General features: G+C 50.4%; 14 protein-coding genes. 1 reads left to right on the forward strand and 13 read right to left on the reverse strand.

The window, feature by feature from the left end:
• Window positions 1–51: 51 nt before the first annotated feature.
• The 4 genes from K2G41_RS08840 to K2G41_RS08855 all read right to left on the reverse strand — a co-directional run bounded on the left by K2G41_RS08840 (window position 52) and on the right by K2G41_RS08855 (window position 3253).
• Window positions 52–939 (reverse strand): DUF5106 domain-containing protein, encoded by an 888-nt coding sequence (locus tag K2G41_RS08840; RefSeq protein WP_300117422.1) that lies wholly within the window; start codon window positions 937–939, stop codon window positions 52–54.
• Window positions 940–1183: 244 nt separating this feature from the next.
• On the reverse strand, window positions 1184–1597 hold the full coding sequence (locus K2G41_RS08845) for a HEPN domain-containing protein (protein WP_300117424.1): 414 nt from the start codon (window positions 1595–1597) through the stop codon (window positions 1184–1186).
• The gene (locus K2G41_RS08850) at window positions 1594–1908 is read right to left on the reverse strand and encodes a nucleotidyltransferase domain-containing protein (RefSeq protein WP_300117426.1); all 315 of its coding nucleotides are present in this window, start codon (window positions 1906–1908) and stop codon (window positions 1594–1596) included. The genes K2G41_RS08845 and K2G41_RS08850 overlap by 4 nt, the downstream gene beginning before the upstream one ends.
• A gap of 121 nt (window positions 1909–2029) precedes the next feature.
• On the reverse strand, window positions 2030–3253 hold the full coding sequence (locus K2G41_RS08855; RefSeq protein ID WP_300117428.1) for a pitrilysin family protein: 1224 nt from the start codon (window positions 3251–3253) through the stop codon (window positions 2030–2032).
• A 135-nt stretch (window positions 3254–3388) separates the two neighbouring features.
• On the opposite strand from K2G41_RS08855, the gene K2G41_RS08860 reads away from it, so the two are divergent.
• Window positions 3389–6007 (forward strand): valine--tRNA ligase, encoded by a 2619-nt coding sequence (locus K2G41_RS08860; protein ID WP_300117429.1) that lies wholly within the window; start codon window positions 3389–3391, stop codon window positions 6005–6007.
• 159 nt (window positions 6008–6166) lie between these two features.
• On the opposite strand, the gene K2G41_RS08865 is transcribed toward K2G41_RS08860, so the two are convergent.
• The 9 genes from K2G41_RS08865 to K2G41_RS08905 form a co-directional block, all read right to left on the reverse strand.
• Window positions 6167–6640 (reverse strand): cytidine deaminase, encoded by a 474-nt coding sequence (locus K2G41_RS08865; protein WP_300117431.1) that lies wholly within the window; start codon window positions 6638–6640, stop codon window positions 6167–6169.
• A gap of 8 nt (window positions 6641–6648) precedes the next feature.
• Complete coding sequence (locus K2G41_RS08870; RefSeq protein WP_300117582.1) at window positions 6649–7152, reverse strand: low molecular weight protein-tyrosine-phosphatase; 504 nt, start codon at window positions 7150–7152, stop codon at window positions 6649–6651.
• A gap of 62 nt (window positions 7153–7214) precedes the next feature.
• The gene (locus K2G41_RS08875; protein WP_300117432.1) at window positions 7215–7577 is read right to left on the reverse strand and encodes a HepT-like ribonuclease domain-containing protein; all 363 of its coding nucleotides are present in this window, start codon (window positions 7575–7577) and stop codon (window positions 7215–7217) included.
• The gene (locus K2G41_RS08880) at window positions 7570–7875 is read right to left on the reverse strand and encodes a nucleotidyltransferase domain-containing protein (protein WP_300117434.1); all 306 of its coding nucleotides are present in this window, start codon (window positions 7873–7875) and stop codon (window positions 7570–7572) included. The genes K2G41_RS08875 and K2G41_RS08880 overlap by 8 nt, the downstream gene beginning before the upstream one ends.
• Before the next feature lie 49 nt (window positions 7876–7924).
• On the reverse strand, window positions 7925–8221 hold the full coding sequence (locus K2G41_RS08885; protein ID WP_300117436.1) for a nucleotidyltransferase domain-containing protein: 297 nt from the start codon (window positions 8219–8221) through the stop codon (window positions 7925–7927).
• Window positions 8200–8586 (reverse strand): HEPN domain-containing protein, encoded by a 387-nt coding sequence (locus tag K2G41_RS08890; RefSeq protein WP_300117438.1) that lies wholly within the window; start codon window positions 8584–8586, stop codon window positions 8200–8202. Before K2G41_RS08890 ends, K2G41_RS08885 begins: the two co-directional genes overlap by 22 nt.
• A 217-nt stretch (window positions 8587–8803) precedes the next feature.
• A complete protein-coding gene (lpxA, locus tag K2G41_RS08895; protein ID WP_300117440.1) occupies window positions 8804–9592 on the reverse strand; it encodes an acyl-ACP--UDP-N-acetylglucosamine O-acyltransferase in 789 nt (262 codons plus the stop codon).
• A 28-nt stretch (window positions 9593–9620) separates the two neighbouring features.
• Window positions 9621–11006 (reverse strand): TolC family protein, encoded by a 1386-nt coding sequence (locus K2G41_RS08900; RefSeq protein WP_300117442.1) that lies wholly within the window; start codon window positions 11004–11006, stop codon window positions 9621–9623.
• Window positions 11007–11046: 40 nt separating this feature from the next.
• Complete coding sequence (locus tag K2G41_RS08905; RefSeq protein ID WP_300117444.1) at window positions 11047–14421, reverse strand: efflux RND transporter permease subunit; 3375 nt, start codon at window positions 14419–14421, stop codon at window positions 11047–11049.
• Window positions 14422–14454: the final 33 nt, after the last annotated feature.

The raw sequence follows: 14454 nt of genomic DNA on the forward strand, positions 1-14454 counted from the left end.
TTTAGAGTGACGATGGTGAGTTTTACGATGGGTTGACAGCCCGGTGGCCTATCAGCGTTTTTTCAACTGTCGGGCCACGTCAAGCACCTGATTTATTCCGAGATGTTTGAAATGGATGTTGTGCTTGCGGTCAAGGATGTAAAATTCGGGAGTTCCGGCCCGGAGGTCAATGTTCATGTCGGCATCCGGACTGGCTGCCACGACCCATGTCGATGGATAGGAGCTGACCGCTTCCTTCCATTCCGGCGTAGGATCGGTAAGGGAGATGGAGACTACTTTGGCTTTGCCTTCTTGGATGAGTTCGGTCATTGAGATGTCTGCGTCGAGACGGATGCGGGCCATATTGCAGTCCTCGCAGTCCGGATCGTTGAAGAACACCACCACCACCTGTGCCGAGTCATTGTCGAGATTTCCGCTCGCACCTTCGCGCGTGGTGTAGGGTATTGATGGAGCCGGAAAACGGACGAGGGAATTTTTGAGTATCTTTTCCTGATGAGCAAAGCGGGCTTTTGAAGCCTTGTCGATGCGTTTGTTGGAGGCTATGGCATGGGCGAAGGGGAGATAGAGTTCGTCGATCCAAACCTCGGCCGTGTCGCCATAGAGCAGGTTTTCTGCACATTCTGCCATGAAGAGCTGGTCGGCAGGCTGTTTTTCAAGTTGTTTATTGAAGCGGACCACCGAAGCTATAGCCGAGTCAGGAGTCGCATTCTTCAGGATGGAAATATAGACCTTGAATTCCTCCGCCATCCTTGATTTGGCTGAGAAAGCCTTCTTCATGTCACAGAAATCCCAGAAATGACGTGCGAGATAGTCGCAGCGACTCTGAAATATGTTTATTGAGTCCGGGATCAGTGGATATTGGAAATATGTGTCGGCTTTCGCTCCGAAACTTATACCTAAGGAGAGCAGCAGACCAAGTAAAAGAGCTTTGAGTTTCATGATTTTCGGTTAAAGAAATTTGTAATTGTTCAGCCAAAATAAATGGCATGATGGATTATCTTTTCAAATTAGAAATTTTTGCAATCACAAAGATAACCAAAATCTCTCAAAAACGAAAACAAATTTAATTATCGCCGGTTTCGACAGTCATCGTATGCCTTCCGGTCTTGATTAATCCTCAATGTCTGGTCTGTTGATACTGTAGTGACAATGTATTGTTGAAAGAGGTCGTTAAGTTCAAAAATTATATTTTTTTATCAGCTATAAGGACTGTGATTGCCTCTATGAAATTACTGGTCTTAGGTCGCAGATTACTATAAAGATCAATGTCACAATAAACAAAGTCCTCATAATCACCTGACTGTCTGCTCTCAAAAAGGGTCATAAAGGTTTTGCCGTGGATACTGTCCAAAAGCCCTTGACGGATGAATTTTAGCGACAACATACTTTTTACACCTGCATGGGTCGAACATTCGATACCGTAAGCGAGCATAAGTGCTGATGCTGCGTAATAAGCAGCATAGTAAAGACGATTTACGGCAGTGTTGAAATAGTTCCCTTTTGCATTGTAGTCAGCCTCCTCAAGGGTTTCATTAGCACGCTGTAGTCTATATGCGATTAGATCTTTGCGTGATTCTGCATCAAGAATAGTTGTCATATTATTATCCCTTCGTTCATTACATTACAGGTGAATGGGGTGCGACGGCGTTCCCACATGCTCTTCAACAGTATAATTGGAGATATCATGACATTGCGTTCAAGTTCTATTTCATACAACTTGTCGAAAATCTCAATTTTACGTTTGGCAAACGATTTCTGACTTTCATCAGGGATCAGGACAAGAACATCAAAATCAGAATCCTCCCTTGCTGTTCCGCGAGCTTCCGATCCATAGAGTATAGTGACTGCTTCGGGAGCAATCTCTTTCATGGATTTTGATATTAGTTCTACGATTTTAGGTCGTTTCATAATGTTCGATTCTGAATTGTGAATGTTTGATTATTACAAAGATAGACAAAAGTTCCGTTAGATAGAAACATTTGGCTATAATTTTTTTAGATTTGGTATTTATAAAATTTTGCTTTTCAGCTCATTTCAGCGTAAGGCGGGAGGTGGTGCGGAGGGCTTGCGCGGCAGCGTAGAGGCTTGCAGGCGTGATGGCATGTATGGCTTCGACTGTCTCTGCAAGCGTGCGTGCCGATCCTCGGTAGAGGGTACTACGGCCCATCGAGATGGCCACTTGTTCTGAATTTACCGAACCCACGGTCAGTTGGCCGGTAAACTGCCGCTTTGCCGCATCCAGTCGGCGTTCCGACAGGGGAGTACCGGCTACATTGTCGATAACGCGTCCGATCAGACGCAGACATTTGCTGACATCGTCGGGATCACAGCCGAAATAGATGGTCAGCAGTCCGTTGTCGCTCATGAGCGATGTCGAGGCATCAATGCCATAGACGAGACCGTGGCGTTCGCGCAACGCGACGTTGAGGAGCGAATTCATTCCGGGGCCTCCGATTATATTGGCCAGCAGGGCTATGTCGAGTCGGCCCGGATCAAGCAGGCCGGGGATACGAGTGCCGATCACCGTATGTGCCTGATATGAATCGCGCGTATCGTTGATCTGCTCGAAGGGGACGTTCACCGGAGGCACGGTACGGTCAAGCGGAGTGTCGGGACGCGTGAGATTCTTGAAATACCTTTCGGCAAGCTGATGGACCTTTTCAGGATCGGCCGAACCGGCGTAGAAGCAGACCATACGTCCGGGAGTGAAACGCTCCTCAAGCCACCGGCGGCAGTCGTTGGAGGTGAAACGGGCAAGTGATTCGCGCGTGCCGAGGATATTGTGAGCCAAAGATGATCCGGCATACATTATTTCCTCGAAATCATCGAATACGGCATCCGACGGAGTGTCGAGGTAAGTATCGATCTCCTCACCGACCACGAGCTTCTCCTTGGCGAGCTCGCTTTCGGGAAAAGTAGCGTCGGTCACCATCTCGGCGATCAATGCGAGCGCGCGGCTGAGGTGGCCTTCGGGAAATGTGGAGTAGATGGCGGTTTCCTCCTTGGTGGTGTAGGCGTTGAGTTCGCCCCCCACAAGTTCCATGCGGTCACGCACATACGAGGCGCGATGCGATCCCGTGCCCTTGAATATTGTGTGTTCGACAAAGTGTGCGAGTCCGTGGAGATCGGAGGCTTCGTCACGGCTTCCGGCATTGATCACCACGCCGCAATGCTCCACCGGCAGACGGAGAGTACGGGTCACGAGGCGCATGCCGTTGGAGAGGGTGAAATATCGTATTGAAGTATCTGTCATGTTGGAAAATAGGAATGCTCCTTGGTTGGGAGTGCAAAATTACAAAAAATCCATCCTAACACTCAGCGGGTTCGGTGAAATTTTGTAATTTTGCACATTAATTTGAAAATCAATCATTCTATCAAACGATATTTTATGGAAGAATTAGCCACGAAATACGATCCCCGTGCCGTAGAGGACAAATGGTATGCCTACTGGATGCAGCACCGCCTCTTCCACTCCGAACCCGATGCCCGTGAGCCTTACACGATAGTGATTCCTCCCCCCAATGTGACAGGAATCCTCCACATGGGCCACATGCTCAACAATACTATTCAGGACATTCTTATCCGTCGTGCGCGTCTCATGGGTAAAAATGCCCTCTGGGTGCCCGGAACTGACCATGCAGCCATCGCTACCGAAGCAAAGGTGGTCAATAAGCTCGCTCAGGAAGGTATCCGCAAGAGCGACCTTACACGCGAGGAGTTCCTGCGTCATGCATGGGAATGGAAGGAGAAACATGGTGGTATTATCCTCGAACAGCTGAAGAAACTCGGCGCGTCATGTGACTGGGAGCGCACTGCTTTCACTATGGATGACATCCGCTCGAAGAGCGTCATCCGTGTGTTCGTGGATCTCTACCGCAAGGGTCTCATATACCGTGGCAAGCGCATGGTTAACTGGGATCCCAAGGCCAAGACCGCCCTTTCGGACATCGAGATCGTCTATAAGGAGGAGCACTCCAAGCTTTACTATCTCCGCTACAAGATCGTCGGTGAGGACGGATACGCAATCGTGGCCACAACCCGTCCCGAAACCATCATGGGTGACACCGCAATGTGTATCAACCCCGCCGATCCCAAGAATCAGCATCTGCGCGGAAAGAAAGTGATCGTTCCCCTTGTCAACCGCGAGATTCCGGTCATCGAGGATGATTATGTCGATATCAATTTCGGTACCGGCTGTCTGAAGGTCACCCCCGCCCATGATATGAACGACAATATGCTCGGTGAGAAGCACGGGCTTGAGACTATCGATATCTTCAACGATGATGCCACCATCAGCGAGGCTGCCGGAATGTATGTCGGCATGGACCGTTTCGCTGTGCGCGAGCAGATCGCCAAGGATCTTGCCGATGCAGGTCTCATCGAGAAGATCGAGGATTATGAGAACAAGGTCGGTTACTCCGAACGCAATCAGGACACCGTCACTGAGCCACGTCTGAGCGAACAGTGGTTCCTCAAGATGCAGTCGCTCGCCGAACCCGCACTCAAGTCTGTGGATGAGGGTGTGATCAAGTTTGTGCCCGACAAATTCAAGGCTACCTATGACCGCTGGCTCACCGATATCCGTGACTGGTGTATCTCACGTCAGCTCTGGTGGGGTCACCAAGTGCCTGCATGGTATCTCCCCGACGGAAGTTTCGTAGTGGCCGAGGATGCTGACGAGGCTCTGCGTCTCGCCCAAGAGAAGGATGCGTCGCTCACTGCTTCCGATCTGCGTCAGGACGAGGACTGTCTCGACACATGGTTCTCATCATGGCTCTGGCCGATCTCTCTGTTCAATGGTATTCTCGAACCTGACAATGAAGAGATCAAATATTACTACCCCACTTCCGATCTTGTGACCGGTCCGGACATCATCTTCTTCTGGGTGGCGCGTATGATCATGGCAGGCTACGAGTTCATGGGTAAGCAGCCTTTCAACAATGTATATTTCACCGGTATCGTGCGCGACGAGATCGGACGCAAGATGTCGAAGCAGTTCGGCAACTCGCCCGACCCCCTCGAACTCATCGCCGACTATGGTGCCGACGGAGTCCGCATGGGTATAATGCTTTCCGCTCCTGCCGGTAACGATATTTTCTTCGACAAGAAGCTCTGTGAGAACGGCCGTAACTTCTGCAACAAGATCTGGAATGCCTTCCGTCTTGTCAAGGGTTGGGAGGTTGACCCCACCATCGAACAGCCTGAAAGCTCGCGTAAGGCAGTTGAGTGGTTCGAGTCGAAGCTCTCCGAGGCTGTGGCTGAGATCAATGATTTGTTCGACAAATTCCGCATCTCTGAGGCTCTTATGACAGCTTACCGTCTCTTCCGCGACGAGTTCTCGTCATGGTATCTCGAAATGGTCAAGCCCGACTATCAGAAGCCCATTGACCGTGCCGGTTACGAAGCCACGATCAGATTCTTCGATTCACTCCTGCGACTGCTCCATCCCTTCATGCCTTTCATCACCGAGGAACTTTGGCAGCACTTAGGAGACCGTCGTGAAGGCGAGTCCATCATGTATGCCTCCATGCCTGCCGCCGGTGTTCCCGATGCAAAGATCCTTGCCGAAATGGAGACTGTCAAGGAAGTGATCAACGGTGTGCGCGGTGTGCGTGCCCAGCGCAACATTCCTTCACGCGACGCTCTTCAGCTCAACGTCATCGGGGCCTCTATCCCTATGGAGAGTGTGGCCGTCAAGCTCGGTAACCTTTCCGGCATAGCTACCGTCAGCGAGAAAGATCCCGCAGCAGCCTCCTTTATGGTCGGCACTACGGAGTTCAACATTCCTCTGCTCAACAATATGGATGTCGAGGCTGAAATCGCCAAGCTCACCAAGGAACTTGACTATCTCCGCGGTTTCCGTGCGTCGGTTGAGAAGAAACTGTCAAACGAACGTTTCGTCAACAACGCTCCTGCTGCTGTGGTTGAAGCCGAGCGCAAGAAGCTCTCTGACGCTACCACCAAAATAACAACTATCGAACAGACCCTTACCGCCCTCAAGGGCTGATTGATCGTCGTCAACACGATCTGAAATCTACCTCTTTGTAGGGACGCGGCGTGCCGCGTATGCCGAATAGAATACATTTGCCTGAAATATATAGGCAGTAACTGATTCGTTCGGCATACGCGGCACGCCGCGTCCCTACAAGGTTAATCCCTTTGTCCCTTAAAACTCCGCGAAGCAGTAGGGGAGGGTAGAATTGACGGATGGGAAGATGAATATTCGATCCTTTCCTGCAAGGATCACTTCAACATTCTCTTCCGCCAGCTTTTCATATTCAAGCAGTGCTTGCCGGCATGCTCCGCAAGGTGATATAGGATTTCCGATTTCATTGCCGTCAGTCCCGCGTGCAGCTATGGCGATTGTCTTGAATTTCGCATCTGGATATGTCGCATGTGCATAATATGCGGCAGTACGTTCCGCACATATTCCTGACGGATAAGCGGCATTTTCCTGATTCGAGCCGGTCACGACCTCTCCGTTTGACAGCTCGATCGCAGCACCGACATTAAACTTGCTGTAGGGTGCATAGCTGCGGTATGTGGCCTTGCGGGCCGCTGTCACGAGAGCCTGTTTTTCCGGACTCAATTCATCGAAACTGACCTCTGTTACGGGTATGGTGATATCGAAAGTTCTCATGGTGATGCTTATTGGAAGGTTTTTGGATTCAAAATGTCATACATGTTCCCGCATCCGTCCTGCAAGAGGTCGAGTACGAGTTCAAAGCCCTCCGATCCCTCATAGTATGGATCCGGCACATGATCATACCTTGCACCCGTTGAGAAGAAATCGGCCATCGGCACGATCTTTCTCGCTGCCTCTACGCTCGGTGCTATCCGGCGGAGATTCATTGCGTTTGAAGCGTCCATAGCCACTATAAGGTCAAAGTTGTCGAAATCCTCGGTCTCTACCTGACGTGCGCGGTGAGTGAGTTCAAGACCACGCTGTCGAGCATGAACCCTCATGCGGCGATCGGGCAGATCGCCTATGTGGTAGCGACCCGTTCCGGCGGAGTCTATGACCCATCCGGCTTCATCGTCATTACGGCTTACGATATCGCGCATGATCCCTTCAGCCGCAGGTGAACGGCAGATATTACCGAGACATACGAAAAGCACCCTGACCGGTTCTCCGGCTTTGTGTGAGGCCATAACTTCCCTCACACGCTCTGCAACAGCTGAGTCATTTATCATAGAAGTAATTAATGATGTTGTTAGATAATATCGGGAGAAATGCCATACTCGATGATGAGGCGTTCGACATCTTTCTTGAGTGCAGGTATATGTCGTATAATCAATCCCCATAAAAATTCAGGTTTTACAGAGTCGTATCCATGAATAATACGATTTCTGGTGTCAATTACAGCCCTTGCATTTGGCAACGGAAAATCCGGTTGAATTTTTAATATCCTATTTATAGCTTCCCCCATTATTTCAGCTTTTCTTTCTACTGCACTCCTACGAAGAAAATCTTTTTCAAATACATCATAACGCATAGGATAATCAACGAAGTAAGTCTCGACTTCTTCGATGGCACGTTTGACATCATAGAGATAGACTGCTATATATTCATCCATAGATCAATAGCTTTTTTTTGTCAACTAATTTCTTAAATAGAGGATTGAGGTTATCCCCGTATTCGATGAGATCGACCTTCCGGTTGAACAATCGCTCTAATGCATCCCGAAAATTCAAATAGTTGGTGACATAGTCGAATGTATCGGGATTATGAGACTCAAAATCAACGAGAAAGTCAACATCACTTTTGTCATTGAATCGATCCGTTAAGATGGAGCCAAAGACAGAAAGAGTCTTGACTTTATGCCTCCGGCATAAGTCCAAGATGCGTTGAAGATTCAGTTCGATCAGTTTCATATATGCGCAAATGTAGTATCAGATTACTATTTCTGATACTGGGGATATGTTAAATTAAAATACCTGTTTTAATGATATCCGAGTAGAGTGGATTATCCTGATCCTCTGTAAGTAGCACTGGTTCTATCAGATTGCTTATTTTTCGACGCAATTTCCATAGTAAGGGCGTATCTTCAAAGTAATCATCATTGAGCCGCTCCAACACCACGGCAATATCAATATCACTTTCTGCTGTATATGTACCCTTACTGAATGAACCGTAAAGATACAGAGCTTTAAGTGGCAACCGTTCTGCAACCACCGCCTTGTAGCGTTGGGCAAGTTTTATAGCCTGCTCCTTATCCATATTCTCAATTCATTTGTTTGTTCTATTAACTTCTTACAGCGGTCAGCATTCAGACTTTTCATTAATCTCTCCTTATATGAGGGATAACGGGCTTCAATGTTTAATGGTTCGAGGGCATCTATAAGATCCAACTGTCCTTCAGACATATCCTTGTCAATGCCTGTTTTTTCTGCAAGCCGCGACAGAGCATGAATTTTTAATGGGGGATCCGTTGTGACCTTACTCCAGTATGCCTTTAGCATCTTTTCAATTACTTGATGACACATAAATCCCACGTATAGATATCGTTTCGTTTCAAGCATAGCTTTGGCCGTCTCGAAATCATACTCTGCCATATCTATCCAATATTTTGTTTTATCATCCATTTATTATGCCGTGTTTTCAGCGCAAAGATAACGATTTTATCGGATATCCGATATGTTAGACAAGGAAATCGTCAGGATACTGGTATAATTGTCATTGCGCGTATTATTGATAGCTTTATGTTGTAAGGCATAATGATGAGAAAAAAATCGGCCCTGCAAATCACACGTTTGTGTTGATTGCAGGGCCGATTTTTATGATGGATAATCCTTTGGACTATTATTCAAGATCCTTCGGGATAGCTACGATGCGGAGATTGTTATCGCGGATGAAGGTAATGATGTTATCGCGTTCGGGAGAAGGATCGACGTCGGCTTCGATACGCTTGAGAGCGTTGAACACCGAAGTGCCTGTCTGATAGATGTGGCGGTAACATTTGGCAATATCATCGATGCGATCCTCCGACATAGCACCGTGCTTGCGGAGTATGGTCGCGTTGACACCGAAATAGACCGTAGGATTGTGGGCCATGATACAGAAGGGAGGCACATTGCCTGTGATGCGGCATCCGCCCTTGATGAGTGTCCAGTCACCGATGCGCGAATTTTCATGGGCGACTACGCTTGATGAGAGGATGGCACATTCACCGATCTCCACATCGCCGGCGATCGAGACGTTATTGCCGATCACGTCGTGGCCTTTCAGGTGAGAGTCATGACCGACATGTGAGTTGGCCATGAGGAACGAGCCGTCACCGATGCGTGTGCCGCCTTCGGTTTCGATACCTCGGTTGATGATCACGTTCTCACGGATCACCACATTGTCACCGATATAGCAGTAGGTGAAACCGCCTTTCCAGCGGAAATCCTGCGGATCAGCACCGACGATTGCGCCCTGATAGATCTTGCAGTTCTTTCCGATACGGGTGCCCCGGATGATGCTTGCAAAGGGCATGATGACAGTATTGTCGCCGATCTCAACATCCTTGTCGATATAAGCGAAAGGATGGATAGTGACATTCTCGCCTATTTTGGCTGAGGGGTCGATATGAGCTTTGTCGCTAATCATGATGTTTCGTTTAAAGGTGTTATTTTATTTACCGGCCACCGCCAAGATTCTGATAGAGATTGATGATCGAACGTGCGGTGGTGAGGTTTGTAGTGATCTGCGCGGTCTGCGCGGCAAGGAGGTTCTTCTGTGCAGTCAATACCTCAAGATAGGTGGTCGATCCGTCGAACATGAGGAGTTCGTTGGTGATTTCGGCTGCCTTGCTGAGATTCTCGACTTGGAGTTCGAGCCACTGCTGCTTCTGGATACTCTTCTCATAAACAGTCATGGCACTGCTGACATCAGCAGCCGCGCTCATGAGGGTATATTCAAAATTATTGAGAGCCTGCTGCTGCTGTGCCTTAGCCGCTTCAAGACGTGCTATATTCTGTCCGCGTGAGAAAATTGGAGCGGTGAGGCTGCCGGCAAGCTGGACGAACCAGTCACCGGGATTTTTCACGAAACCACCCAGAAGATTAGTAAAACCTCCGTTAGCTGTAATGTTGAGGCTGGGATAGAAAGCTGCGCGGGCCGATGCGGTTGAATAGAAAGCCGATGCGAGAGCCATTTCCGATGCACGCACGTCGGGACGCACGGCAAGTTCTGACATAGGGATGGCTGCACGCTTCATCACCGGTACGTTGAGCATACTTTCAGCCGAGATAGTCCACTTCTGCGGCATTTCGTTGAGCAGGAGCGAGAGGGTATTGTTCGCTTCGTGCAGCGAAACCTCTATGTCGGTGATTGAAGCTTCGATGCTGTAATACTGAGCGAGGCTCTGTACAACGGCATCCTCTCTCAATCGGCCGGCCTCCTTGAGATTACGCATCACCTGCACGCTCTCCTTCCAGAGTTCGGAAGTCTCGCGTGAGAGTTTGAGCTGGGCCTCAAGTGCACCGATCGAGTAGTAACATTGAGCCACTCCGGCGATGATCTGCGAACGCACAGCCTGTTCGTAGGCTTTGCTCTGAAGCTCCGCCATCTGTGCCCCACGCTTTGAATTGAGCAGCTTGCCGAAGATATCCACCTCCCAGTTGACGGCGAGGGGAAGCTGGTAGGTCCAGCTGAAATCATTGTCGGCATACTTCGCGCCCGCACCGTTGGGTGCGAAGGCAAGTGAGGGGAGATAGCTGAGCTTGGCTCCCTTGAGCTGAGCGTGGGCTATATCCACATTGAGCTTGGCATTGCGCAGATCCTTGTTTGCGGCAAGAGCTCGTTCGATAAGGTCGGCGAGTGCCGGGTCGGTGAACACCGCACGCCATGAAAGATTACCGAAAGTCAGGGAATCATCCTGAGCCTTGAGGGCTTCGGCATACTCCTTCACAAGCTGGCTGTCGATATTCTTCGCGTCATATTTCTGGTAAATCCCGCAGCCGCTGAGCGCGGTGACGCTCAGTCCGGCTGCAAGGATAAGTGAAAAATTCTTGATTTTCATTGAATTGTCTGTTGACTGATGAGAGACAGTGATGATTGGTTTAGTGTGAGTACTGCTCGATTTCGTTCTCGATGCCTTCGTTGTCGGTATCCTCCCACTTTATCGGGGTGATCTTCTCCTGAATCTTCTGGAAGATCACGAAGAGGGCGGGCACGATGAGCACCTGAAGGATCATACCGATGAGCATACCGCCGATCGAACCCGTACCGAGAGCGCGGTTACCGTTTGCACCCGCACCGGTGGCGAACATCATCGGGAGAAGACCGATGATCATGGCCAGCGAGGTCATGAGGATAGGACGCAGACGGGCTGATGCACCTTGGATGGCTGCGTTGACGATAGACATACCGGTCTTGCGGCGTTCGATACAGAACTCGACGATGAGGATGGCGTTCTTAGCCAAGAGACCGATAAGCATGATGAGCGCGATCTGGAGATAGATACTGTTGGCTATATCGAAGATCTGAGCGAAGATGAACGTACCCATGAGACCGAAGGGGATAGAGAGGATAACCGCCCACGGGAGGATGTAGCTCTCATACTGTGCCGAGAGGAGGAGATAGACGAAGAGCAGACAGAGACCGAAGATGATTGCGGTTGTCGAACCGCCGCCTGACGATGCCTCTTCACGGGTCATACCTGAATATTCATATCCGAAACCTGCGGGGAGAGTCTCATTGGCCACACGGGCGATGACTTCGAGACAGTCGCCCGACGAATAGCCGGGAGCCGGCTGACCGTTCACGGAGATTGACTGGAACATGTTGAAGCGGTTCAGAAGGTCAGGACCATACACCTTGGTGAGAGTGACGAAGTTGGACAGCGATGCCATCTCGTTTCCGTTGCGCACCTTGATCGACGAGAGGGTTTCGGGGCTCACGCGCGATTCGGGAGTGGCCTGCATCATCACACGGTAGATCTTACCGAAACGGTTGAAGTTCGACACATACATACCGCCGTAGTAACCTTGGAGTGTGGTGAGGATGTCCTTGGGCGAGAGACCTGCCTGCTTTGCCTTGGCGGCATCGATATCGATCATGTACTGCGGGAAGGTCGGGTTGAATGTCGTATATGCCATACGGATTTCAGGCTGCTGGTTCAGCACGGCAAGGAAGTTCTGGACCACGGCGAAAAATTCGTTGACATCACCGCCGGTCTTATCCTGCATCTTGAGCTCGAAACCGTTTGTCATGGAGTAACCAGTGATCATAGGAGGAGCGAAGATCATCACACGTCCGTCCTTGATGCTGGATGTCATTCCGTAAAGTTTGGCAAGGATTGCGTCAGAGGTCTGGTCGGCCTGTTTACGGTCCTCCCAGTTCTTGAGCTTGAGAATGAATGTACCGTAGGTGGCACCCTGTCCGGCAAGGAAGCTATAACCGGCAATCTCTTGACGGTACTCGATTTCCGGTACTTGGGCAAGGATCTTGTCAAGTTGGTCGAGGACCTCCTTGGTTCGTTCCTGAGATGTGCCCGGAGGCATGTCGATCATACAGAAAAGCGTACCGGTATCCTCGTTGGGGACAAGTGTCGAAGTCGTGATGCTCATAAGCCATACGAGGACGGCGATAGCCGCACCAACGAAGCCGAAAGAGAGAATCTTGTGGTTGATATAGAAAGCTGTCAGTCTGTCATAGACCTTGAGGATGCGGTTGAAACCGACGTCGAAGCCTTTGTGGAATCGCTTACCGAATATGCCGAGGATAGTGATGATGGCACAGATGGCTGCGATGGAGAGCTGGAGGGGCTTATGGATGTTGTACCATCCGAGCACCATGAATGTGATGGTTGCCACAAGGAAGGCGAATGTGATCAGCGGGGGAAGGTCAAGTGTGAAGCGACGCTTTGCCTGACCTACCACAGCTTCGCCGGCAGCCTTGTATGCTTTGCCCATGCGCTCTCTGAGTGATGACTCGTCGCCGTGGGCTTTAAGGAACACGGCACAGAGTGCGGGCGACAGCGTGAGCGCGTTCAGTGCCGAAAGACCGATCGCTATGGCCATCGTAAGACCGAACTGACGGTAGAACACACCTGTCGTACCGCTCATGAACGACACCGGGATGAACACGAGCATCATGACGAGTGTGATCGAGATAAGCGCACCACCGATTTCGCTCATCGCGTCGATGGATGCCTTGCGCGCACTCTTGTAGCCCACGTCAAGTTTCGCATGGACTGCCTCGACCACCACAATCGCGTCATCGACCACAATCGCAATCGCCAAGACGAGAGCCGAGAGAGTGATGAGGTTGATCGAGAAGCCGATCAGGTTCATGAAGAAGAATGTACCGATAAGTGCCACGGGGATGGCGATAGCGGGGATGATGGTCGAACGGATGTCCTGAAGGAACACATAAACCACGAAGAACACGAGGATGAACGCCTCGATGAGGGTCTTGATAACCTCATGGATTGAAGCGTAGAGGAAGTCATTATTGTTCATCGGGACGGCGATCTCAAGACCGGCGGGAAGTTCTTTCTTCATGCTGTCAACCACCTTGAGACAGTCGTTGATGATCTGTGTCGCGTTTGAACCTGCGGTCTGGAATACGATACAGCTCGTCGAAGCATAACCGTTGAGTGAGTTGGAGAAACCGTAGGTCACGCGGCCGAGTTCGATGTCTGCCACGTCGCCGAGACGGAGCACCTCACCGGTCGGTTTGGCCGACACGACGATGTCCTCGAACTGTTCGGGGGTTGTCAGACGTCCTCTGTACTTCATTGTATATTGGAAGCTCTGGTCACCCTGCTCGCCGAACGAACCGGGAGCGGCCTCGATGTTCTGCTCTGCGAGAGCGTAGGAGATATCGGTGGGGACGAGTCCGTACTGAGCCATCACGTCGGGCTTCAGCCAGATACGCATTGAGTAGTCCGCGCCGAAGCTCATCACGTCACCTACGCCGGACACACGCTGCAACTGAGGGATCATGTTGATCTTCGCGTAGTTGTCAAGGAACTCGGACGAGTAGTTGCCCGAAGCGTCATAGAGGGCGATCATGAGAAGCATTGAGGTCTGGCGTTTCTGCGTAAGCACACCCACCTGTGTTACTTCAGCGGGGAGGAGGTTCTGAGCCTTGGCCACACGGTTCTGCACATCGACGGCTGCCATGTCGGGGTCAAAACCCTGCTCGAAATATACTGTGATGTCAGCCGAACCGGTATTGGTCGCGGTTGATTCCATGTAGGTCATGCCTTCCGCACCGTTGATCGCTTCTTCGAGAGGGGCGATGACGGAGTTGAGCACGGCCTGAGCGTTCGCACCTGTGTAGGTGGTCGATACGCGGATGGTAGGAGGTGCGATGTCAGGGAACTGGGTGACGGGGAGGGTGAAAAGTCCGATCAGACCCAGAAGGACGATGAAGATGGAGATCACCGTCGAAAGCACCGGCCTATTGATAAAAGTATCTAATTTCATTGCTTTTTCTTTGTTCGTAAGTCAGTTGCCGGA

It is taken from the genome of Duncaniella sp., from assembly GCF_029056165.1.
GTDB lineage: Bacteria > Bacteroidota > Bacteroidia > Bacteroidales > Muribaculaceae > Duncaniella.